Source organism: Streptomyces sp. A18 (assembly GCF_059026065.1).
Window position 1 is genome coordinate 127134 of the sequence record NZ_JBWLKL010000017.1, and the last position, 23355, is coordinate 150488.

At 70.5% G+C, this 23355-nt stretch carries 17 protein-coding genes; 8 read left to right on the plus strand and 9 right to left on the minus strand.

The annotated features are described in order from the left end of the window. Positions 1–89 precede the first annotated feature (89 nt). Positions 90–551 (minus strand): hypothetical protein, encoded by a 462-nt coding sequence (locus AC5P1C_RS25300; RefSeq protein WP_493868210.1) that lies wholly within the window; start codon positions 549–551, stop codon positions 90–92. A gap of 439 nt (positions 552–990) precedes the next feature. On the opposite strand from AC5P1C_RS25300, the gene AC5P1C_RS25305 reads away from it, so the two are divergent. The 5 genes from AC5P1C_RS25305 to AC5P1C_RS25325 are packed head-to-tail and all read left to right on the plus strand — an operon-like array spanning position 991 to position 9151. Then, on the plus strand, positions 991–3993 hold the full coding sequence (locus AC5P1C_RS25305) for a sensor histidine kinase (protein WP_493868211.1): 3003 nt from the start codon (positions 991–993) through the stop codon (positions 3991–3993). After that, the gene (locus AC5P1C_RS25310) at positions 3990–4430 is read left to right on the plus strand and encodes a roadblock/LC7 domain-containing protein (protein ID WP_493868212.1); all 441 of its coding nucleotides are present in this window, start codon (positions 3990–3992) and stop codon (positions 4428–4430) included. Before AC5P1C_RS25305 ends, AC5P1C_RS25310 begins: the two co-directional genes overlap by 4 nt. 9 nt (positions 4431–4439) lie before the next feature. Continuing rightward, positions 4440–4844, plus strand: a complete 405-nt coding sequence (locus AC5P1C_RS25315; RefSeq protein WP_344524822.1) for a DUF742 domain-containing protein — start codon at positions 4440–4442, stop codon at positions 4842–4844. Positions 4845–4868: 24 nt separating this feature from the next. Beyond that, positions 4869–8528, plus strand: a complete 3660-nt coding sequence (locus AC5P1C_RS25320; protein WP_493868213.1) for a hydantoinase B/oxoprolinase family protein — start codon at positions 4869–4871, stop codon at positions 8526–8528. A 17-nt stretch (positions 8529–8545) separates the two neighbouring features. Continuing rightward, positions 8546–9151 (plus strand): GTP-binding protein, encoded by a 606-nt coding sequence (locus AC5P1C_RS25325; protein ID WP_365864099.1) that lies wholly within the window; start codon positions 8546–8548, stop codon positions 9149–9151. Positions 9152–9258: 107 nt separating this feature from the next. Here the strand turns inward: AC5P1C_RS25325 and glpK are convergent, their stop codons facing one another. The 5 genes from glpK to AC5P1C_RS25350 all read right to left on the minus strand — a co-directional run bounded on the left by glpK (position 9259) and on the right by AC5P1C_RS25350 (position 14541). Then, the gene (gene glpK / locus AC5P1C_RS25330) at positions 9259–10779 is read right to left on the minus strand and encodes a glycerol kinase GlpK (protein ID WP_493868214.1); all 1521 of its coding nucleotides are present in this window, start codon (positions 10777–10779) and stop codon (positions 9259–9261) included. Between the two features lie 14 nt (positions 10780–10793). Next, on the minus strand, positions 10794–11549 hold the full coding sequence (locus AC5P1C_RS25335; protein ID WP_493868215.1) for an MIP/aquaporin family protein: 756 nt from the start codon (positions 11547–11549) through the stop codon (positions 10794–10796). A gap of 419 nt (positions 11550–11968) precedes the next feature. Beyond that, positions 11969–13159: a lipid-transfer protein gene (locus AC5P1C_RS25340; RefSeq protein ID WP_493868216.1), complete on the minus strand. Its 1191-nt coding sequence runs from the start codon at positions 13157–13159 to the stop codon at positions 11969–11971. Beyond that, positions 13156–13632: a Zn-ribbon domain-containing OB-fold protein gene (locus AC5P1C_RS25345; protein WP_493868229.1), complete on the minus strand. Its 477-nt coding sequence runs from the start codon at positions 13630–13632 to the stop codon at positions 13156–13158. Before AC5P1C_RS25345 ends, AC5P1C_RS25340 begins: the two co-directional genes overlap by 4 nt. A 102-nt stretch (positions 13633–13734) precedes the next feature. Beyond that, positions 13735–14541, minus strand: coding sequence for a M15 family metallopeptidase (locus AC5P1C_RS25350; RefSeq protein ID WP_493868217.1), 807 nt, complete (start codon positions 14539–14541; stop codon positions 13735–13737). Positions 14542–14614: 73 nt separating this feature from the next. Here AC5P1C_RS25350 and AC5P1C_RS25355 point away from each other — a divergent pair, with 73 nt between their 5' ends. Further along, entirely contained in the window at positions 14615–15148 is a 534-nt protein-coding gene (locus AC5P1C_RS25355) for an NUDIX domain-containing protein (RefSeq protein ID WP_493868218.1), read from the plus strand. On the opposite strand, the gene AC5P1C_RS25360 is transcribed toward AC5P1C_RS25355, so the two are convergent. Then, positions 15139–17529: a glycoside hydrolase family 31 protein gene (locus tag AC5P1C_RS25360; protein ID WP_493868219.1), complete on the minus strand. Its 2391-nt coding sequence runs from the start codon at positions 17527–17529 to the stop codon at positions 15139–15141. The genes AC5P1C_RS25355 and AC5P1C_RS25360 overlap by 10 nt on opposite strands. Before the next feature lie 214 nt (positions 17530–17743). On the opposite strand from AC5P1C_RS25360, the gene AC5P1C_RS25365 reads away from it, so the two are divergent. Both AC5P1C_RS25365 and AC5P1C_RS25370 read left to right on the plus strand, forming a co-directional pair. Next, complete coding sequence (locus AC5P1C_RS25365; RefSeq protein WP_493868220.1) at positions 17744–19726, plus strand: acetoacetate--CoA ligase; 1983 nt, start codon at positions 17744–17746, stop codon at positions 19724–19726. A 76-nt stretch (positions 19727–19802) separates the two neighbouring features. Beyond that, on the plus strand, positions 19803–20696 hold the full coding sequence (locus tag AC5P1C_RS25370) for a DUF8829 domain-containing protein (RefSeq protein WP_493868221.1): 894 nt from the start codon (positions 19803–19805) through the stop codon (positions 20694–20696). Positions 20697–20753: 57 nt separating this feature from the next. Here the strand turns inward: AC5P1C_RS25370 and ptsP are convergent, their stop codons facing one another. Both ptsP and AC5P1C_RS25380 read right to left on the minus strand, forming a co-directional pair. Then, positions 20754–22424: a phosphoenolpyruvate--protein phosphotransferase gene (gene ptsP / locus AC5P1C_RS25375; protein WP_493868222.1), complete on the minus strand. Its 1671-nt coding sequence runs from the start codon at positions 22422–22424 to the stop codon at positions 20754–20756. A 77-nt stretch (positions 22425–22501) separates the two neighbouring features. After that, positions 22502–22951 (minus strand): PTS sugar transporter subunit IIA, encoded by a 450-nt coding sequence (locus AC5P1C_RS25380; protein WP_467686270.1) that lies wholly within the window; start codon positions 22949–22951, stop codon positions 22502–22504. Positions 22952–23355: the final 404 nt, after the last annotated feature.

A 23355-nucleotide genomic window follows, 5' to 3' on the forward strand; every position in this document is an offset into this window, starting at 1 on the left:
GGCACTCCTGGGAACTCGCGGGGCTCCCAGGAACCCCCGGGCCCCTAGGAAACCCCGGTGGCTCCCTAGGGGTGGGACAACTGGACTCCCTAGGAGTGGGACAACTGCCGCGCGCCGCCGCGCCGCCGTATGCGTTCCTCGCTGCGCGCCGCCGTCCGGGCCTGCCGACGGGCCCGGCGCCGCTCGCGCCGCAGTTGACGTGCCGTGCTGCTCGGCACCGACACCACGCCGTGCCGCTGGTTCCACACCTGGCGGGTCACCCACACGTCCAGGACACCCCAGGTGGCGACCACGGTGCTGGCCACGCTGCTGAGCACCATCGGGAAGGACAGCCAGGATCCGGCCATCGCGCACAGGAAAGCGGTCATCGCCTGTATCAGGGTCAGCGCCACGATGATCACGGCACGCACCGCGGCCGTACGCACCGGATCGGGCAACCGCCGTCTGCTCGCCGGCTCCTCGATCCACAACTCCCTGCGCTCCTCGCCGGACTGACCCGCGGATGTCTCGTACTCATCCCCGGTCGTCCTCCGGCGCTCTGCCGTGCCCATCAACTCGTCACTCCCCCGATGCCCCACGGGCCGTTCGATGATGTCGGCGGATCCGACTCTCCAGTGGCTGCCCGATATACGCGGCTTTACGCCACCTGACGACGGCATGCGGTCCTCTGCTGCCCGCTGTCCCCAACTCCCGTACTGAAGGACGAATGAGAGGACGCGAAGATTCCCCGGCCGTTCGGAAAAGCGAAGAGATCCGGCCAACTGGGTAGATCGGTGAGGGGGGCTGCGCCGAGTGGCATGTGCCACAGGCGGGATGCAATCTCCCGAATTGGAGGGACAACTAGGGACGTCGCTTTCACGTCACGGCTGAAATCCGTCCGGACGTGCCTTCGAGTTGCTCGTGGGTCAGTAGTAGGCTCACGCCGTTTGTTGACGCACATGTGTGCCCCTGGCCATTGCGCGGCCGCAGGGGGCCGATCTGGGGGAGGCCATGCGCTTTCGCGGGAAGTCCATCCGCCGGAAGATCGTGGCATTGCTGCTGGTGCCGCTCATTTCCCTGACCGCGATCTGGGGTTTCGCCACCTACCTCACCGGTCAGTCGGCCAAGGACCTCATCGACGTCTCCAATGTCGTCGACAAGATCGGCTACCCGATCGAGGACACCGCCCGGGTCGTCCAGCAGGAACGCCGCCAGACCCTCGTCTATCTCGCCGACCCCCGCGCCTCCGACGCGCTCGCCGCCCTGCGCCGCAGCCGCACGGCCACCGATGACATGGTCGCCAAGGTCGTGGACAGCGCGGCCCACCCGGACGTGCGGGACGAGGTCACCGGACAGTCCGCCGACCGCCTCGCCTCCCTCCTCGACTCCTTCGACGGCCTCGAGTCGCTGCGCCGCACGGTCGAGGAAGGCACGATCACGCGCGCCGGCGCGCTGAAGATGTATACGAAGCTGATCGACCCCTGCTACGGCTTCCTGATGACCCTCCACGGTCTCGACGACGTGAAGATGGACCAGCAGGGCCGTGCGCTCGTCGGCGTGACCCGCGCCCGTGAACTGCTCTCCCGCGAGGACGCGTTGCTCGGCTCCGCACTGGTCGCGCGCCGCCTCACCAAGACCGAGATCCGGGAGATCTCCGACCTCAGGGCCCAGCGCACCCTGCTGTACGAGGTCAACCTCGCGCAGCTCCCGGAGGACGAGCGCGCCAAGTACGAGCGCTACTGGAACGGCGCCGAGACGACCGAGCTGAGGGCCGCGGAGAAGGCCGTCATCGATTCCTCGCCCGGCACTCCCCGCGCCGTCACGTCGGCGCGCTGGGGCGCCGCTTCGGGCAAGGCGCTCAAGGACCTCGCGGAGCGCGACCAGGCGGCGGGCGACCGCTTCCAGGAGCGCGTCGAGCCGGTGGCCGTCGGCGTGATCGTGCGGGTCGCCGTGGCGGGCGTGTTCGGTCTGCTCGCCCTGCTGTTCTCGGTCTTCATGTCCGTACGCATCGGCAGCAGCCTCGTCCGCGACCTGCGCCGACTGCGCCTGGAGGCCCACGAGGCCTCCGGCGTCCGGCTGCCCGGCGTGCTGCGCCGCCTGGCGGCGGGCGAACAGGTCGACGTGGAGACCGAGGCACCGCGCCTGACGTACGAGAAGGACGAGATCGGCCAGGTCGGCCAGGCGCTCAACACCCTGCAGCGCGCCGCGGTCGAGGCCACCGTCAAACAAGCCGACCTGCGCCGCGGCGTCTCCGAGGTGTTCGTCAACCTCGCACGGCGCAGCCAGGTGCTCCTGCACAAGCAGCTCACCCTGCTCGACACGATGGAGCGCAGGACCGAGGACACGGACGAGCTTGCCGACCTCTTCCGCCTCGACCACCTCACCACGCGCATGCGGCGGCACGCCGAAGGCCTCGTGATCCTCTCCGGCGCCGCCCCCTCCAGGCAGTGGCGCAAGCCCGTCCAGCTCATGGACGTGGTCCGCGCGGCCGTCGCCGAGGTAGAGGACTACGAACGCATCGAGGTGCGCCGCCTGCCGCGCATCGCCGTCACCGGGCCCGCGGTCGCCGACCTCACCCACCTGATGGCGGAACTCCTGGAGAACGCCACGGTGTTCTCGCCGCCGCACACCGCGGTGCAGGTCCTCGGGGAGCACGTCGCGAACGGCTTCACCCTGGAGATCCACGACCGGGGCCTCGGCATGGCGGCCGACGCGCTCCTGGACGCCAACCTCCGCCTCGCGGAGACCCCGGAGTTCGAACTCTCCGACACCGACCGCCTCGGCCTCTTCGTGGTGAGCCGCCTCGCCCAGCGCCAGCGCGTACGCGTCTCCTTGCAGCCCTCTCCGTACGGCGGGACCACCGCCGTCGTGTTCATCCCGGAGACACTGCTGACGGACGACGTACCGGACACGAACGGCGTCGGGTTCCGGCTCGACCGGCCGCAGCCCAAGGAGGCCCTGGGCCGCGACGCCGCGGGCGACAAGAAGGCCGCGCTCGGCCAGGTGCCCGTGCAACTGCCGGGGCTGCCCGCGTCCCTCCTCGACGGTCCCGTCGAGTTGGAGGCACCGGTCGGCATGGCGGGCCTCGACCCCTTCCCCGGCGCGCTCGGCGACCTCGACGACGCCGACAGCGAACGCGGCGGACTCTTCCGCCCGCGCCGCCGCGTGGCCGGTGTCCAAGGGGACGAACAGCACCAGCAGGCCCGCGACGAGCGGGAGACGGGCGAGCGCGAACCCACCCGCTCGGACGACCTGCCCCTACGCGGCAACGGCAACGGCAACGGAAATGGAAACAGCAGAGGCTTCGGTGATTCCGGCGGCTCCGGTGCCTCCGGTGACGAAGCGGCCCCCGGAGACCCCGTCGACCTGCCCCGACGCAGGACCCCGAAGCTGGTCTCCTCGCACGGCCGCCCCGTGACGCACAACAGGCCCCGAGGCGGGCCCGAGGACGACGACGCGGCACCGGAGCGCCCCGAGCGCTCCCAGGCCCCCGTGGGCCGCCCTCAGGGCGGCGCGGTGGACCGGGACCGCAACAGCCGCACCGTGGCCGAGCCCATCGACCTGCCGCGCCGCCCCGAGCCGCAGTCGGCCTGGCCCGACCTCTCCCCGCCGCACCGCGACGTCACCGCGGCCGACGCCCCGCCGGACCTCCCGCGCCGCAGCCGGCGCCCGGAGCCCGCGCGTACGGAGACTCCGCGCCCGGAGTCCGCGCGTACGGAGACCGAGCCCCGCGTCGGCGAGGCGCCGGCGCCCGCCACCGCCCCCGGCGGACTGCCCCGGCGCGTCCGCCAGGCCAATCTCGCCCCACAGTTGAAGGACGGGCCGGACCAACGCACGGAGCGCGACTCGTCCCCGGCCGCGACCAGGCCGGAAGAGCGCGACGCCGACGAGGTCCGCAGCCGGATGGCTTCGCTCCAGCGTGGCTGGCGGCGCGGCCGTGAAGAGAACGCCGCGGGCGACGACGCCTCCGACGGCACAGCACCAGGAACGACATCTGAGGGGGACGGTCGATGACCGCACCGAAGGCAGACGCACGTACCGCCGCATCCGGGGGATCGGGAGAGCTGAACTGGCTCCTCGACGACCTGGTGCAGCGGGTCGCCAGCATCCGCAAGGCACTCGTGCTCTCCGGCGACGGCCTGCCCACCGGCGTATCGCAGGATCTGACCAGGGAGGACAGCGAGCACCTCGCGGCTGTCGCCTCGGGGTTCCACAGCCTCGCCAAGGGCGTGGGACGCCACTTCAAGGCGGGCAGTGTCCGCCAGACCGTGGTCGAGCTCGACGACGCCTTCCTGTTCGTCACGGCCGCGGGCGACGGCAGCTGTCTCGCCGTCCTCTCGGACGCGGACTCCGACGTCGGTCTGGTCGCGTACGAAATGACGCTGCTGGTCAAGAGGGTGGGTGTGCATCTGGGTACGGCGCCGCGCACCGACCTGCCCACGGGAGGGTAGCGGGAGGGTATGAGCGAAGACGGCACAGGGACGCAGGGGACGCCTCGCTGGTTCGACGACGACGCCGGGCCCGTGGTGCGGCCGTACGCCATGACGCGCGGCCGGACCACCAGTCCGGCCCAGCACCGACTCGATCTGATCGCGGTCGTCATCGCGGAGGCCCGTGCCGGTGACCCCGAGGCGGACCGGACGCTGTCCCCGGAACACGTGGACATCGTCGGGCTCTGCCGTGACAGCCCCCAGTCGGTCGCCGAACTGGCGGCCGAACTGGACCTTCCGATCGGCGTGATCCGTGTCCTCATCGGCGATCTCGTCGACGACGAACTGGTGCACGTGACACGTCCCGTACCCCCCGCGGAACTGCCGGACGAGAGTATTCTGCGCGACGTGATCAACGGCCTCCGGGCGCTCTGAACAGCGCGGAAGCGGGAGTGAGACGTGACTGGCTGGCAGTTCTGGGTCGACAGGGGCGGTACCTTCACGGACGTCGTCGCGCGGCGTCCCGACGGGCGGCTCCTGACGCACAAACTCCTGTCGGACAACCCGTCCCGCTATGCCGACGCCGCAGTCGCGGGCATCCGTGAACTCCTGGGCGCCGAGCCCGGCGTACCCGACGACACGGCGGACGTCCCCGTCGACGTCGTCCGCATGGGTACGACCGTCGCCACCAACGCCCTCCTGGAGCGCAAGGGCGAGCCCACCGCCTTGGTGATCACGCGCGGCTTCGGCGACGCCTTACGCATCGCCTACCAGAACCGCCCCCACATCTTCGCCCGCGAGATCGTCCTCCCGGAGCTCCTGTACGACCGCGTCATCGAGGCCGACGAGCGGGTCACCGCCGAGGGCGAGGTCCTGCGGGAACCCGACCTGGACGAGCTTGCCGGGCCGCTGCGCCAGGCGTACGAAGACGGCATCCGGGCCGTCGCGGTGGTCTGCATGCACAGCCATCTGTACCCCGCCCACGAGCACGCGATCGCCGAACTGGCCGTCCGCACCGGATTTCCCCAGGTCTCACTCTCCAGTGAGGTCAGCCCCCTCATGAAGCTCGTGCCGCGCGGTGACACGGCGGTCGTCGACGCGTATCTGTCGCCGGTCCTGCACCGCTACGTCCAGCACGTCGCCGATGAACTCCAAGGCGTGCGTCTGATGTTCATGCAGTCCAACGGCGGCCTCACCGAAGCGGGTCAGTTCCGCGGCAAGGACGCGATCCTGTCCGGGCCGGCGGGCGGCATCGTCGGCATGGCACGCATGTCGCAGCGCGCGGGCTTCGACCGTGTCATCGGCTTCGACATGGGCGGCACGTCCACGGACGTGTCGCACTACGCGGGCGAGTACGAGCGGGTGTTCACCACGCAGATCGCGGGCGTGCGGCTGCGCGCGCCGATGCTGGACATCCACACCGTCGCCGCGGGCGGCGGCTCCGTGCTGCACTTCGACGGAAGCCGCTACCGCGTGGGCCCCGACTCGGCGGGCGCGACTCCTGGCCCGGCGGGCTACCGGGGCGGCGGCCCGCTCACCGTCACCGATGCCAACGTCGCCCTCGGGCGCATCCAAGCCGCCCATTTCCCCCGGGTGTTCGGCCCGGACGGAGATCAGCCGCTCGACGAGGCACTCGTACGCGACCGCTTCGCGGAGCTGGCCCGCGACATCAGGGAGCGCACCGGGGACGACCGCACCCCCGAGCAGGTCGCCGAGGGCTATCTGCAGATCGCCGTCGCCAACATCGCGGCCGCCGTCAAGCGGATCTCGGTCCAGAAGGGCCACGACGTCACCCGCTACGCGCTCACGACGTTCGGCGGCGCGGGCGGCCAGCATGCCTGCATGGTCGCCGACTCGCTCGGCATCCGCACCGTCCTCGTACCGCCGATGGCGGGGGTGCTCTCCGCGCTCGGCATCGGCCTCGCCGACACCACGGCGATGCGCGAGCAGTCCGTGGAGGCCCGCCTCGAACCGTCCGCGATGCCGCGCGTCCTGAAGACCGCCGACGACCTGGAGGAAGCGGCCCGCGCCGAACTCCTCGCCGAGGACGTGCCCGAGGACCGCATCCGCGTCACACGCCGCGCCCAGCTGCGCTACGACGGCACCGACACCACGCTCACCGTGGAGCTCACGGAGCCGGACAGCATGATCCGTGTCTTCGAGGAGAGCCACCGCACCACCTACTCCTTCACCCTGGACCGCCCCGTCGTCGTCGAGGCCCTCTCCGTGGAGGCCACCGGCCTGACCGAGCAGCCCGACCTCTCCGCGCTCGCCGGTGACGCGCGCCTCGGCACGCCGGAGACGGTCAGCCTGCACACGGGCGGCACCTGGCGCGACGTACTCCTGCACCGCCGCGAGGAGTTGCCGCCCGGCGAGACCGTCGACGGACCCGCGATCATCACCGAGGCCAGCGCCACGACGGTCGTGGACGACGGCTGGCAGGCGGCCATGACACGCGAGGGACACCTGGTCATGGAACGTGTGGCCGTGCCCGAGGGTTCCGCCGCGAGCACCGAGGCCGACCCCGTCCTGCTCGAAGTCTTCAACAACCTCTTCATGTCGATCGCCGAACAGATGGGCGCCCGCCTGGAGTCCACGGCCCAGTCGGTCAACATCAAGGAGAGGCTCGATTTCTCCTGCGCGCTCTTCGATCCGGACGGCAACCTGGTCGCCAACGCCCCGCACATCCCCGTGCACCTCGGCTCGATGGGCACCAGCGTGAAGGAGGTCATCCGGCGCAGGGACAGGGGCATGCGCCCCGGGGACACCTACGCGGTCAACGACCCGTACCACGGCGGCACCCACCTCCCGGACGTCACCGTCATCACGCCGGTGTTCGACACCCAGGGGGAGGAGGTCCTGTTCTACGTGGCGTCGCGCGGCCACCACGCGGAGATCGGTGGCATCGCGCCCGGCTCCATGCCGGCGAACAGCCGCACCATCGAGGAGGAAGGCATCCTCTTCGACAACTGGCTCCTCGTAGAGGGCGGTCGCTTCCGCGAGGACGAGACCCACAGCCTGCTCACCGACGCCCCCTACCCCTCCCGTAACCCGGCCACCAACCTCGCCGACCTGCGCGCCCAGATCGCCGCCAACCAGAAGGGCGTCGACGAAGTCGCCCGCATGATCGAGAACTTCGGGCTCGACGTCGTCCAGGCCTACATGAGGCACGTGCAGGACAACGCCGAAGAAGCGGTACGCCGCGTCGTCGACGCCCTCGAAGAAGGCGAGTTCGCCTATCCGACCGACTCCGGAGCGGTCATCCGGGTCCGCGTCTCGGTCGACCGCGAAGCCCGCTCGGCGACCATCGACTTCACCGGTACGTCGCCTCAGCTCGCCACGAACTTCAACGCGCCCTTCGCGGTGGTCAACGCCGCGGTCCTGTACGTCTTCCGCACCCTCGTCGCCGAGGACATCCCGCTCAACGACGGCTGCCTGCGCCCGCTGCGGATCATCGTGCCGCCGGGCTCCCTGCTCGCGCCCGAGCCGCCCGCGGCCGTCGTCGCCGGGAACGTCGAGACCTCACAGGCGATCACCGGTGCCCTCTACGGCGCCCTGGGCGTCCAGGCGGAGGGCTCGGGGACGATGAACAACGTCACCTTCGGCAACGACCGCCACCAGTACTACGAGACGGTCGCCTCGGGGTCCGGGGCGGGCGACGGCTTCGACGGCGCGTCCGTCGTCCAGACCCACATGACCAACTCCCGGCTCACGGACCCCGAAGTCCTTGAGTGGCGCCTTCCCGTGCTGCTCGAGGAGTTCGCGGTGCGCCGGGGCAGCGGCGGCACCGGCACATGGCGCGGCGGGGACGGTGCAGTGCGCCGCATCCGCTTCCGCGAGCCGATGACGGTGTCCACGCTCTCGCAGCACCGCAGAGTGGCGCCCTACGGCATGGCGGGCGGCAGCCCCGGAGCGCTCGGCACGGGCCGCGTGGAGCGCGCCGACGGCAGTGTGCAGGCGCTGGAGGGCAGCGACTTCGCGGACGCCGGCCCCGACGACGTACTCGTGATCGAAACGCCGGGCGGCGGCGGATACGGCCGTGCCCCGCGCGACAGCAGCGGCACAAGCGCGAACCCCGAGACGCACACCCCCGAAACGCATACCCCCCGAAGCAACTGATGCAGGAGAAGCAAGCGATGATCTTCAAGCGTTCTGAGCGCGGCAAGGCCCCCGTGGAGCCGGTCACGCTGAAGATCCTGGTGGCGGGCGGCTTCGGCGTGGGCAAGACGACCCTCGTCGGCGCCGTCAGCGAGATCAAACCGCTGCGCACCGAGGAGCTGCTCAGCGAGGCGGGCCGTCCGGTCGACGACACCAGCGGCGTCTCGGGCAAGCACACCACCACCGTCGCGATGGACTTCGGCCGGATCACGCTCCGCGAGGACCTGGTCCTCTACGTCTTCGGCACCCCGGGACAGGACCGCTTCTGGTTCCTCTGGGACGAGCTGGCCACCGGAGCGCTCGGTGCCGTCGTCCTCGCCGACACCCGCCGCCTGGAGGACTGCTTCGCGGCCGTCGACTACTTCGAGCGCCGCTCCATACCGTTCGTCGTCGGCGTCAACTGCTTCGAGGGCGCCTCCCGTTACCCCGCCGACGCCGTGCGCCAGGCGCTCGATCTGGATCCCGGCGTCCCCGTGGTGATGTGCGACGCACGCGAGCGGCAGTCCGTCAAGGAAGTGCTCATCGGCGTGGTCCAGCACGCGATGGCGGCCGCGGCGGCGGCCAGGGAGCCCGCCACCACGTGAGCGCGGGAGTGCGTGACCACCTATCCGCGTGAACACGTGCAGAACCACGGCTCGTACCCCCGCCGACCGGGGTACGGGCCGTGGTCATCCTCGGCTCGGCCTCCGGCTCAGCTCGCGCCGTCCTCGTGCCAGCCGAAGCTCCGCTCCACCGCCTTGTGCCAGTTGTGGTACTCGCGCTCACGCGCCTCGGTGTCCATCACCGGCGTCCACTCGACCTCCTGCTGCCAGTGCGCCTTCAGCTCGTCGAGGTCGTTCCACACGCCGGTCGCCAGGCCCGCGGCGTACGCGGCTCCCAGACACGTCGTCTCGGAGACCTTCGGACGGATCACCGGCACCCCGAGAACGTCCGCCTGGTGCTGCATCAGCAGATTGTTCTTGGTCATGCCGCCGTCCACCTTCAGGGTCCGCAGCTGCACCCCGGAGTCCTGGTACATCGCGTCGACGACCTCACGGGTCTGCCAGCTGGTCGCCTCCAGGACGGCACGCGCCAGATGCGCCTTGGTCACGTACCGGGTGAGTCCGGTGACCACACCGCGCGCGTCGGAGCGCCAGTAGGGCGCGAAGAGGCCGGAGAACGCGGGGACGATATAGGCGCCGCCGTTGTCCTCCACGCTCGCGGCCAGCGGCTCGATCTCGTCGGCGCTGCGGATGATGCCGAGCTGGTCGCGGAACCACTGCACCAGGGCGCCGGTGATCGCGATCGCCCCTTCGAGGCAGTAGACGGGCGCCTCGGAGCCGATCTTGTAGCCCATCGTGGTGAGCAGCCCGTTCTTCGAGGGGACGGGCCGGTTACCGGTGTTGAGCAACAAGAAGCTGCCCGTTCCGTACGTGTTCTTGGCCGTCCCCGTGTCGTAACAGGCCTGCCCGAAGATGGCCGCCTGCTGGTCGCCGAGGGCGGAGGCGACCGGCACACCGGCGAGCTGTCCGACGGCGGTGCCGTAGACCTCGGCCGACGACCTGATCTCCGGGAGGATCGCCTCGGGGACGTTCATCGCGGCCAGGATCGACTGGTCCCACTGGAGCGTGGCCAGGTTCATCAGCATGGTGCGCCCGGCGTTCGTGACGTCCGTGACGTGCACGCCGCCGTCCGTGCCGCCGGTGAGATTCCAGATCAGCCACGAGTCGATCGTGCCGAAGGCTATCTCGCCGCGCTCGGCGCGGGCCCGCAGACCGGGCACGTTGTCGAGCAGCCAGGCCGCCTTGGGCCCGGAGAAATAGCTCGCGAGGGGCAGCCCGGTCTGCTCCCGGAACCTGTCCTGGCCGTCGGCGCCGCCCAGTTCGTTGCAGAGCGCCGAGGTCCGGGTGTCCTGCCAGACGATCGCGTTGTGCACGGGCTTGCCCGTCGCGCGGTCCCAAAGGACCGTCGTCTCACGCTGGTTGGTGATGCCGAGCGCGCTGACCTGGTCGGCACGGAGCCCGGCCTTGGCGATCGCTCCCGCGACCACGGCCTGCACCTTGGACCAGATCTCGGTGGCGTCGTGCTCCACCCACCCCGGCTTCGGAAAGATCTGCCGGTGTTCGCGCTGGTCCACGGCGACGATCTCGCCCGCGTGGTTGAAGATGATGCAGCGGCTTGAGGTGGTGCCCTGGTCGATGGCGGCGACGAACTTCTCGGAGTTGTCCGGCATGGCTACCCCTTGAGTCAGAAGGCTACGTTGTAGATGAGTCCTGCCAGAGCTCCGCCGATCAGCGGCCCGGCCACGGGCACCCAGGCGTAACTCCAGTCGGACGTGCCCTTGTTCGGGATCGGCAGGAACGTGTGCACGATGCGCGGGCCCAGGTCACGGGCAGGGTTGATGGCATAGCCGGTGGGCCCGCCGAGCGAGAGGCCGATGCCGACGACCAGGAACGCCACGATCAGCACGAGCGTGCCGGACTCGCCGAGCCCCTTGGTGAGTCCGAAGGCGAGCAGCGGAAGCACCAGGGCGATGGTCCCGATGATCTCGGTCATCAGGTTGGCGACCGGGTTACGGATCTCGGGGATGGTCGAGAAGATGCCCAGGGTGGGCAGCGGCGTATCCACGCCCTGCGCGTCCTTCTTGCCGCCGCGCGTGGCGTTGGCGTTGAACTGCGCGAAGTAGACGAGATACGCGAGTACGGCGCCGAGCATGGCCCCGATCATCTGCCCGAGCACGTAGATCCAGACGTCGCCCCACTCGCCCGTGTCGACGGCGATGCCGAGTGTGACGGCCGGGTTGAGGTGACCGCCGGAGAGCGGGGCGGCGGTGTACGCCCCCGCCATCACGCCGAAGCCCCATCCGAAGGCGATGACGATCCATCCGGAGGCCTTGGCCTTCGAATAGTTCAAGGTGACGGCGGCGCATACGCCGGCGCCGAAGAGAATAAGAATCGCGGTGCCGATGATCTCACCGACGAAGATGTCCCCATTCGAGTACATGGCGGCTCCTAGGCCCTCGCCCGGGGCTGTGGCCCCGGTACTCCCGTGCAGGGTGTGTTCCCACGACTACTGCCTGGCTGCGCCCGGTGCCGTCAGCCGAAGGCAGGGGAGATCCCGCGCCCCGCCCGGCTTCCATGGCGAGCGTGCCGTCGCAGTCGAATCGCCCAGAGGGGGATGACCCGCTGAACAGGCCCTTCGTGCAGACCCTTCACGCGTACACGGGCCCTGAGTGGCGCGGAGCCGAAGTGCGGCGATGCCGACTGACACCGGAAGTGTTCACCGGTGGTGATGGAGCGTCAAGGTCGCGGACGGCAACGGTTAACCGGCGTGTGTCCTTCCCCCGCGACGTGCCCGCGCTCTCCCCTGCGGCGTGCCCGCGCTCTTCCCCCGTGAAGTGCCGCGCAGGCCCGTGACAGCGCTCAGCGCACCGCGACGACCGAGGAACCGTGCCCGAAGAGACCCTGGTTCGCGGTGATCCCCGCGCGTGCCCCCGCCACCTGCCGCCCCCCCGCGGTGCCCCTCAACTGCCAGGTGAGCTCGCAGACTTGGGCAATGGCTTGCGCCGGCACGGCCTCTCCGAAGGAAGCGAGCCCGCCGCTGGGGTTGACCGGTATGCGGCCGCCGAGCGCGGTCGCCCCCTCCCGCAGCAGCTTGGCCCCCTCTCCCTCGCCGCAGAGTCCCAGGTCCTCGTACCACTGCAGTTCGAGCGCGGTGGAAAGGTCGTAGACCTCCGCGAAGGACAGCTCCTCGGGCCCGATGCCCGCTTCTTCGTACGCCGTGCGAGCGATGGAGGCGCGGAACGTCCCGTCGGCCGGTGCCACGGATGCCGCGGAGTCCGTCGCGATGTCCGGCAGGTCCAGGACGGTGTTCGGATACGTCGGCGTCACCGTGGACACGGCCCTGATGCGCACGGGGGCTGTCGCACCGTGCCGCCGCGCGAACTCCATGCTGCACAGAACGAGCGCCGCCGCCCCGTCGGAGGTGGCGCAGATGTCGAGCAGCCGCAAGGGGTCGGCGACGACGGCCGACGCCGCCACGTCGTCGGCGGTGACGGTCTTGCGGTAGCGCGCGTTCGGATTGAGCGCCCCTGCCGCCGCGTTCTTCACCTTGACCTGGGCGAAGTCCTCCAGTGTGTCGCCGTGCACCGCCATCCTGCGGCGTGCGTACAGGCCGAAGTACGTGGGGTTGGTGGCGCCGAGGACCCGGAACCGCAGCCAGTCGGGGTCGTCGTGCCGATCCCCTCCCGCGGGGCGGAAGAACCCCTTGGGCGCGGCGTCGGCCCCGACCACCAGGACGACGTCGGCCAGGCCCGCGAGGATCTGCGTACGCGCCGTGTTGATCGCCTGTGCTCCGGACGCGCACGCCGCGTACACGCTCGCGACGCGTGCGCCCTGCCAGCCGAGCGCCTTCGCGAACGTCGCCCCGGCCACGTACCCGGGATAGCCCCCGCGCACCGTGTCCGCGCCGACGATCGAACCCACGTCACGCCAGTCCACCCCGGCGTCGGCGAGCGCCGCGCGGGCCGCCGCCGTGCCGTACTCGACGAAACTCCGGCCCCACTTGCCCCACGGGTGCATGCCCGCGCCGAGCACCGCCACCTCGCTGCTCATGCGCCCACCCCCACAGGCCGCCAGTGCCACGTCGTCCAGACCGTCGCCGAGTCTTCGTCCCCGGCGTCCCCGTCGTTTCCGTCGTCCCCGTCGTTTCCGTGGGGCCCATCGAGCACGCCGGGGACGACCTCTACCGCCATGCCGACCTCGAGGTCGGCGACGCTCACCCCCGAAGCCGCCTGTCCGAGCACCACCATCCGCTCCGCTTCCAGCTCTACAGCGATCAACGTGTAGGGCTGCCACGGAAGTTCCGGATCGGAGACATAGGGCGCGGGTGGCCGGTAGCGGCTGTCCGTGTACGACCAGATGCGGCCGCGCGGGGAGAGCGGCACCTCGTCGAGGTCACCGCCCGAGCAGCCGGGATTGCGGCAGAAGCCGTCCTCGCGGGGGAAGAAGACACAGGCGCAGGCCGAGCAGCGCGTGCCCAGAAGGCGGAAGTTGTCTCCCTCCCCGGCGAACCAGTCGGCCACCACGGGAGTACGCGTACGCGACAAGGCTCCTCCACGACACTGGATCTGACGGAACGTCAGAAGTGTGCCACGGGCAACCGGATCGCGTCAGTAGCGCGGCACCCCCTACTTCCCGCCCAGCGAGCGACGCGCCACGGGGAAGTCGAAGTACGTGTCAGGGAAGAGCTCGGGCTTGTACGTGAAGTGCCACCACTCCTCGGGGAGATTCACGAAGCCGACCTTGGTCAGCGCCCCGCGCAGCACGTCGCGGTTGGCGCGCTGCTCTCCGCTGATCCGCGGGTCGTCCGTGTGGGAGAGGGTGTCGAAGCAGTCGAACCCCGTCCCCATGTCCACGGAGTTGTCGGGGAACCGCGCGTCCTTGGGTCCGTAGCAGGGCGTGAGCGCCTCTCCGGGGACGTACGGGCGGGTCGGCAGAGCGGGCAGCTTCACGACCGTCAGATCGACCGTCGAGCCGCGGCTGTGCCCGGACTTCGCCGCGATGTAACCGTCCTCGAACAACCGCGACTTGTCGACTTGGGGATAGAACTCCGCCTTCATGCGGACGTCGCCGAGATCCTCGGCCCAGCGCACGAACTGGTCCACCGCCCGCTGCGGCCGGTAACAGTCGTACACCTTCAGGGAGTAGCCCTTGCGCAGCAGCGTCCGCTGCGCCTTGTGCAGCGCCTTCGCCGCGGGCTCCGTGAGGATGCACATCGGCTTCTTGTAGCCGTCGATGGGCTCACCCACGAAATTGTGCGGCGTGAAGTAGCGCATCTCCTGGATGATCGTCGGGTCGACGTCGCGCAACGCCACGAACGCGTCGGGCGCCTTGGGTTCGGGCTTGGCGTGGGCGGGCGCGGGGGCGGCGGCCACGGCGACCAGAGCGGTGGCGGTGACGGCGAGATTCCGCAGGGCGGGGGCAAGTCCTGTCATGAACCCTGCATCTATCAGGATCCGGACCCGCAGGGAAAGACCGTCACCGGAGTGATCGGATACAGTCCGCCGCGTGTCCGCATCCCAGCACCGCGCCGAAACCGCCCCGGGCTCCCACTGTTCGAGCTGCGGAACGCCTTACGGGGACCGCCTTTCCACCTGGCCCCGCACCTGCGCGGCCTGCGGCACGGTGGCCTACCGCAATCCGCTGCCCGTGGCGGTGGCGCTGCAGCCCGTGTACGACACCAAAGGCACCGCCCTTGTCGTCGTGACCCGGACCATCGCTCCCGCGCGCGGGGGAGTCGCCCTGCCCGGAGGGTTCATCGACGACCGCGAGGACTGGCGGGACGCCGTCGTCCGCGAGCTCAAGGAAGAGACCGGCATCAGCGCGGCCGGCCGGGACGTCCGCCTCGCGGAGGCCCTCAGCGCCCCCGACGGTCACCTGCTGCTCTTCGGGATGCTGCCCGAGCGCCCGGTGGCCGAGCTGCCGGACCCCGCCCCGACGGACGAGACCGAAGGCTGGCACCTGCTCCACCGCCCGGCCGAACTGGCCTTCCCTCTGCACACGTCGGTCGTGCGCGCCTGGTTCGAAGGGCGCTACATCTGACGCCGCGGCACTCCTCGCACCGTCACCCGCAGCCCGACCTCGCCCGCGGCCTCCTCGGTGTCCTCGGCGCCCCGGCCGTCCCGCTCGACCACCACATGGCCCCCGACCCACCGCGCGGCGAACCGCTCGATCTCCGGCTGATCCCACCCGTCACCCGCGTCCCTGACCACCAGGCCGCCTCCCGTACGCCCAGGAGCGGGCGCCCACACCTCCAGCTCCAGCCCGCCGTCAGCGCCCCGCACCGGCAGTACTGCTCCGGCCCGCGCGAGCACAGGAATGCGGGACAACGGCGCCTCCAGAAGCACACGGGCAGGCCCTTCGTACGCCTGGCCGGTCGCTGTGTCGTACCAACGCCCCGGTGGCAGCCGCACCGCACGGCGCACGGCCCCCGGTTCGAACACGGGCGCCACCAGCAGACAGTCGCCGAGGAGGAACGCGTCCTCGCAGTCACGCAGCGCGCGGTCCTCGGGGCTGCCCCACCACAAGGGCCGCACGTACGGCGTTCCCGTACGCCGCGCCAGATGCGCGAGCGTCACGAAGTACGGCATCAGCCGCCGGCGTTCGAGGAGCGCCACGCGCGCGTGCTCCAACACTTCGGGACCGAACTCCCATGGTTCCCTGCGCCCGGCCCGCAGCGATGCGTGCGTACGGAACAGCGGCAGATACGAGCCGAGTTGGAACCAACGCAGATACAACTCGGGCGACGGGCTCCCGTCGAACCCGCCCACATCGGGACCCGAGTACGGAACGCCGCACAGCCCCAGGCCGAGCACCAGCGACAGGGACGCCCGCAGCCCCGGCCACCCCGTGGCCACGTCCCCGGACCACGTCCCTCCGTAGCGCTGCATTCCCGCCCAACCCGAGCGCGAGAAGAGGAACGGCCGCTCCTGGGGGTGCAGTTCGCACAGCCCCTCGTACCCGGCGCGGGCCATGCCGAGGCCGTACACGTTGTGCGCCTCACGGTGGTCACCGCCGCGGCCCTCCAGGGCGTGCCGGGCCGAGCGGGGCAGTGTCGGCTCCCCGAAGGCGGCGAAGGACACCGGCTCGTTCATGTCGTGCCAGAAACCCGCGAACCCCTGGGCGAGGCGCTCCTTGTAGAGGCCGCCCCACCACGTCCGCACCCGCGCGTCCGTGAAGTCCGGATACACCGCCTGGCCCGGCCAGACGACGCCGTGCACCGTCCGCCCCCCGGCATCCCGCACGAAGGCGTCCGTGGCACTGCCGCTGTCGTACACCTCGTTGCCCGGCTCGGCCTTCACGGCGGGATCGACGATCGACACCAGCCGCACCCCGTCCCGGAGCAACTCCTCGGCCAGCTGCGGCACATGAGGGTATGTCTCCTTGTCGACGGTGAACACCTGGTGCTCTTCGTAGTGATCGATGTCCAGATGGACCGCGTCCAGCGGCAGCCCCCGCTCCCGGTAGCCGGCGACGATCCGCCGCACCTCCTGCTCACCCCCGAAGCCCCACCGCGCGTGATGGTGCCCGAGCGCCCACGTGGGCGGCAGCGCGGGCGGCCCCGTGAGCGAGGCCCAGGTGTGCAGCACGCGCGCGGGGGTGCCCACCACGACCCAGCACCGCAACGGCCCGCCATCCATGCGCACCTCGCACGAACCGGCCCTGTCGTGCCCGGACCCCGCACCCTCCTCGCCCTCGCGCACCGCCACGGTGCCGTCCCACGTGTTGTCGTGGAACACCAGATGACACCCGACGTCCGCCACCACGAACTGCACGGGCATCGTGATGTACAAGGGGTCGTCGCCGGGCCCGAACGAACCACCCGGATCGGTGTTCCACAGGCGGTACGTACCATTCCGCAGCCGGGGCCCCCGCGCGCGCCCCCCGAGCCCGAAGAACCGTGCGTCCGCCGCCACCCGCGAGCGCTGCAGCCAGCGTGCCGAGCCCCCGTCTACAGGCTCCCACCAGCGCGGCGGCAGATCACGGCGCAGCATGAGACCGCCGGGCGTCCGCAGTTCCACGGCACCGTGCCGCGAGACGACCACCGTCGCCCGCTCCGACACCACCCGCCAGCCGCCCTCCTTGTCCGGTTCGAGGACGGCCCGCGGGTCCGCCTCGGGGCTCCCGCTGACGAGCGCGTACGAAGGATCGGGTTCCGCACCGTCCCAGCCCCAGAAGATGGCACCGCCCGTCGTGACCCGGACACGCAGCTCCGAACGGGCGAACCGCACCACCCCGCCCCCGGGCCCCGGCTCCACACCCGTCACCGGACCGGGCACCCGCGCCCGCTCGACACCACGGGGGGCGAGCCCGGCCGCGTCCACCCGCCGCCTACGCCAAGAGGACCGCACCGCACGCAACCCCTGCGCCGTACCGACCAAGCTGACCGCCTTCATCGAACGCACCAGGTCACGACCGTTCATGCTGCTCACCCTGCCACCGAAGAAGCCGCCCGTGTGGATCGTTCAACTGCCGTTCACCTGGGGTGACGGCACATAGTCGCCTCGCCGACTGTGTGAGGCACGCCCTGGTGTGGAAATCGATCACGTGGCATCGTCCCTGTCAGCCGTGTCGCGCGCACGATCAGCACGCGCGCACCACACACGCATACGACGCGTAGAGCCCGGGAGCCGACCCATGTCCTCAGCGAACCCCTCACCGCTCTGGCAGCCCGACCAGGAACGGATCGCCGCCGCGCAGATCACGCGGTTCCAGGCATGGGCCGCCGAACGCCACGGAGCACCCGCCGACGGCGGATACGCGGCACTGCACCGCTGGTCCGTGGACGAACTGGACACGTTCTGGAAAGCGGTGACCGACTGGTTCGACGTGCGGTTCTCGACGCCCTACGCGCGCGTGCTCGGCGACCGCTCGATGCCGGGCGCCGAGTGGTTCCCCGGAGCCACACTCAATTACGCCGAACACGCGCTGCGCGCAGCCGAAGACCCCACGCGCGCGGGCGACCCGGCGCTCCTCCACGTCGACGAGAACCACGAGCCTGCCACCGTGACCTGGGGCGAGCTGCGCCGCCAAGTCGGCTCCCTGGCGGCCGAGCTGCGCACCCTCGGCGTACGCCCCGGAGACCGCGTCAGCGGCTACGTCCCGAACATCCCGGAGGCCGTCGTCGCCCTCCTGGCCACCGCGGCCGTCGGCGCCGTCTGGACCTCCTGCGCCCCGGACTTCGGCGCCCGCAGCGTCCTCGACCGCTTCCAGCAGGTCGAACCGGTGGTCCTGTTCACCGTCGACGGCTACCGCTACGGCGGCAAGGAGCACGACCGCCGCGACGCCGTCACCGAACTGCGCCGCGAACTGCCCACCCTGCGCGCCGTCGTCCACATCCCGCTCCTTGGCACCGAAGCCCCCGAAGGCGCCCTGGAATGGTCCGCCCTCACCGCATCGGACACGGCCCCCGTCTTCGAACCGGTCACCTTCGACCACCCCCTGTGGGTGCTCTACTCGTCCGGCACGACGGGCCTGCCCAAGGCCATCGTCCAGTCCCAGGGCGGCATCCTCGTCGAACACCTCAAGCAGCTCGGCCTGCACTGCGACCTGGGCCCCGAAGACCGCTTCTTCTGGTACACGTCCACCGGCTGGATGATGTGGAACTTCCTCGTCTCCGGCCTCCTCACCGGCACGACGATCGTCCTCTACGACGGCAGCCCCGGCTATCCCGACACCGGCGCCCAGTGGCGCATCGCCGAACGCACCAAGGCCACCCTCTTCGGCACATCGGCGGCGTACGTCATGGCCTGCCGCAAGGCGGGTGTGCACCCGGCCCGCGACTTCGACCTCTCCACCGTCCAGTGCGTCGCCACCACGGGCTCCCCGCTGCCGCCCGACGGATTCCGCTGGCTGCACGACGAGTTCGAGGACACCCCCGGCGGCCTGTGGATGGCCTCGGTCAGCGGCGGCACGGACGTCTGCTCCTGCTTCGCCGGAGCCGTACCGACCCTGCCCGTCCACATCGGCGAGCTCCAGGCCCCCGGCCTCGGCACGGACCTGCAGGCCTGGGACCCCCAGGGCAAGCCCCTCATCGACGAGGTCGGCGAACTCGTGGTCACCAACCCGATGCCCTCCATGCCGATCCACTTCTGGAACGACCCGGACGGCAGCCGATACCACGACAGCTACTTCGACACCTACCCCGGCGTCTGGCGCCACGGCGACTGGATCACCGTGACCCCGCACGGCTCGGTCGTCATCCACGGCCGCTCCGACTCCACGCTCAACCGCCAAGGCGTACGCATGGGTTCGGCCGACATCTACGAGGCCGTCGAACGGCTCCCGGAGATCCGCGAATCCCTCGTCATCGGCGTCGAACAGCCCGACGGCGGCTACTGGATGCCCCTCTTCATCCACCTCGCCCCCGGCGCCACCCTCGACGACGGCCTCCGTGACCGCATCAAGCAGACGATCCGCGCACAGCTGTCCCCGCGCCACGTCCCCGACGAGGTCATCGAAGTACCCGGCATCCCCCACACCCTCACCGGCAAGCGCATCGAGGTCCCGGTCAAGCGGCTGCTCCAAGGCACCGCGCTGGACAAGGCGGTCAACCCCGGCTCGGTGGACAACCTCGACCTGCTCCGGTTCTACGAGGAACTGGCCCGCAAGCGCTCCTGACCCCCCGTCAAGCCGTCGTTGTCAGTGCTCGAAGTTACTCTGAGTGAGCATTGATCGACGGAACGCAGGGGGAATCATGGCGCGCACTCAACACACCACCATGCGCCGCGCACTACGCCGCGAAGTCGCCGGAACCATCGGCCTGTTGGCCGACGAGGTCGACTTCGCGGCGATGCGCCGCTACCGCACCTTCACCTTCGACGACCACAAGGCCTACCTCCGGCAGGCCGAAGGCCTCCTCAGGTCCGTCGCGTCCGAGGGCGGGCACACGACCATCGCGCTCTTCGACCCCGAGGAGTACGAGGAGTACTGCACCGAGGCAGGCCTGGACCCGGACGACCCGGCCAGCCGCACCCGCTTCACCGCGGAACTGGCAACCACCGGCCCCACCGTCCCGTACGACGGCCAGCCCCTCTCCGATCTCCTCCCCGACCTCGTCGACGAGGCGGTCCGCCAGGCCACCTGGGAGTACGCGACGATGCTCCTGGCCCGCCTCGGCACCTGCGCGGTCTGCGGCGAGGACATCGGCCGGGCCGCCTTCGACCGGGCCGCGGACCTGCTCGTCCAACTGCTCGACAGCTCCGGCCCCGGCACCCGCCACCTCGTCTGCAGCGTGCCCGCAGCCCCGGAGACCCTCCTCGCCGCGCTGCACGCCGCACAGGATGCCGAGGGCAACGCGGAACTCGACGAGACCGAAGCCCTGGAGTTCACCACGATCCTCGCGGTCGGCATCGCCACCCACAGCGCCGGGGGCCTGGTCATGCGCACCACCGCGGAGGGCAGGCCCGACCGCGTCCAGGGCTGGCGCCTGCACGGCGAGCGGCTGCTCCCCCTGACCGCGTCGGAGGTCTTTGACGCCTACTGCACCGACGCGGTGTCAGGGGACCTCGTCGCACCGGAGTCCGGCGTCGACTACTGCGCCGCACCGCCCATCGGGGACGCCGAGCCCGAAGGGGGACACCGCCACTGAACGCCGAGGGGCGCCCCACCCTGTCGGATGGAGCGCCCCTCACACACGTTGTTCCGGTTACTCGCCGGACAGAACCGCCTGCGCGGCCTTCCGGGCGTCCTCGGCCGTGTCCGCGGCACGCGCGGCAGCCGCCGCACGCTCGCACTGGGCAAGCGTGTACTTGCCCAACGTCGCCCGCACGTAAGGAATGGACGCCGCACCCATCGACAGGGAGGTGACACCAAGACCGGTCAACACACACGCGAGCAGCGGGTCGGAGGCCGCCTCGCCACACACACCACAGCTCTTGCCCTCGGCCCTGGCCGCCTCGGCGGACAGCGAGACCAGGTCGAGCAGCGCGGGCTGCCACGGGTCCTGGAGCCGGGACACCGCGCCCACCTGCCGGTCCGCCGCGAAGGCGTACTGCGCGAGGTCGTTGGTGCCGAGCGAGAGGAACTCGACCTCTTGGAGGATCGAGCGCGCCCGCAGCGCGGCGGACGGAATCTCCACCATGGCCCCGAACTTGGCCTGCAGCCCCGCCTCGCGGCACGCGTCGGCGAACGCCTTGGCGTCGATCCGGTCGGCGACCATCGGCGCCATGACCTCGAGGTAGACCGGCAGTCCTTCCACGGCCTTGGCCAGCGCCGTCAGCTGCGTACGCAGCACATCGGGGTGCTCAAGGAGCGAGCGCAGCCCACGCACGCCGAGCGCCGGGTTCGGCTCGTCGGCGGGCGTCAGGAAGTCGAGCGGCTTGTCGGCGCCCGCGTCGAGCACCCGCACGACGACACGGCCCTCGGGGAACGCCTCGAGCACCTTGCGGTAGGCCTCGACCTGCTTCTCCTCCGACGGCGCTTTGGTGCTGTCGTCAAGGAAGAGGAACTCGGTACGGAAGAGGCCGACACCCTCGGCTCCGGCCTCCAACGCGGCCGGCACATCGGCGGGACCGCCGACGTTGGCGAGTAGCGGAACCTTGTGACCGTCGGACGTCGCACCAGGACCGGTCGAAGCGGCGAGCGCCGCCTTGCGCTCGGCGGCCGAAGCCTCGAGCTGGCTGCGCTTCTCCGCACTCGGCTCGACGAAGATCTCACCGGTGCTGCCGTCCACGGCGACAACCGTGCCCTCGGCCAGTTCACCCGCACCCGGCAGAGCGACGATCGCGGGCACACCGAGCGCCCGCGCGAGAATCGCGCTGTGGCTGGTCGGCCCGCCCTCCTCGGTGACGAAGCCGAGCACCAGCGTGGGGTCGAGCAGGGCCGTGTCCGCCGGCGCGAGGTCACGCGCGATCAGGACGTAGGGCTCGTCGCTGTCCGGCACACCGGGCATCGGAACGCCCAGCAAACGGGCGACGATTCGATTCCGCACGTCATCGAGGTCGGCGACGCGACCGGCCATGTACTCACCGGCGCCCGCGAGCAGCTCGCGGTAGTGCGAGAACGCGTCGTAGATCGCGCGCTCCGCCGAGCTGCCGACGGTGACGCGGCGGTCGACGTCGGCCATGAGCTCGGGGTCCTGGGCGATCATGGCCTGCGCCTCGAGCACGTGCTGTGCCTCGCCGCCCGCCAGATGGCCACGCGCATTCAGGTCGGCGGCGACAGCTTCCACGGCCTGGCGAGCGCGCCCCTGTTCGCGCTCGGCCTCCTCCGCGGGAATCTGCTTGGCAGGCGGCTCGAGCACCGCCGTCCCCATGTGCCGAACCTCGCCGATCGCCACCCCGTGGCTCACGCCGACGCCTCGCAGCGTTGTCTCCATTTCACCCGTCTCCGATAGAGCGACGGGCCCAGCCGCCGCGGTGGATGTTCTACCTGCCGTCAGGGACGGCGATGACGTCACTTCCAGCTGAAGAGAGCGTCCCCAGCCTTCACGTCGCCATCCTCCACGAGGCCGGAGAGGGACTCGGCAGTGGCCTCGAGTGCCACGATCGGGCAGATCGGAGACTTGCCGGCCGCCTCGACGCCCGCCGGGTCCCAGCGCACGATGGACTGACCGCGCTGCACGGTGTCACCCTTGTTGACGAGCAGCTCGAAGCCCTCGCCGTTGAGCTGGACGGTGTCGATGCCCAGGTGGGTAAGGACGCCGTGGCCCTGGTCGTCGACGACGACAAAGGCGTGAGGGTGGAGCGAGACGACGATGCCGTCGACGGGGGCGACAGCCTCGGAGGGCTCGCGCGCGGGGTCGATGGCGGTGCCCGGTCCGACCATCGCGCCGGAGAACACGGGATCCGGTACAGCAGAGAGCCCGATGGCGCGTCCGGCAAGCGGGGACGTCACGCTGGTCATGGCAAGCCTCCCAGGGGGTGGAGAGTCGTAGCCGCCGTCACTAGCCTGTCCTGGACGACGCACTGTTCAGAAGAGTAAGTCATAAAAAGTCCCGGTTCCGCATGAGAGGTCCCGGTTGACTGAGTAGGGGCACTGCACAAACGATTTGCGCCCGCCCAACGCCCCATGTACAGTCGGACTCCTGCCTGAGGCGAGCGACGCCGCTAAGCGTCCGGACTCGGCAGCATCTATCAAGTCAGATCCTAATCCCTGGGTCAGCTTCTGCGTGCTCGCAGATGAGTGGTCAGGGAGTCGAAAAAGACCTGATAGAGTTTGGAACACAACGAAGGAAGCGCCCGGAGGAAAGCCCGAGAGGGTGAGTACAAAGGAAGCGTCCGTTCCTTGAGAACTCAACAGCGTGCCAA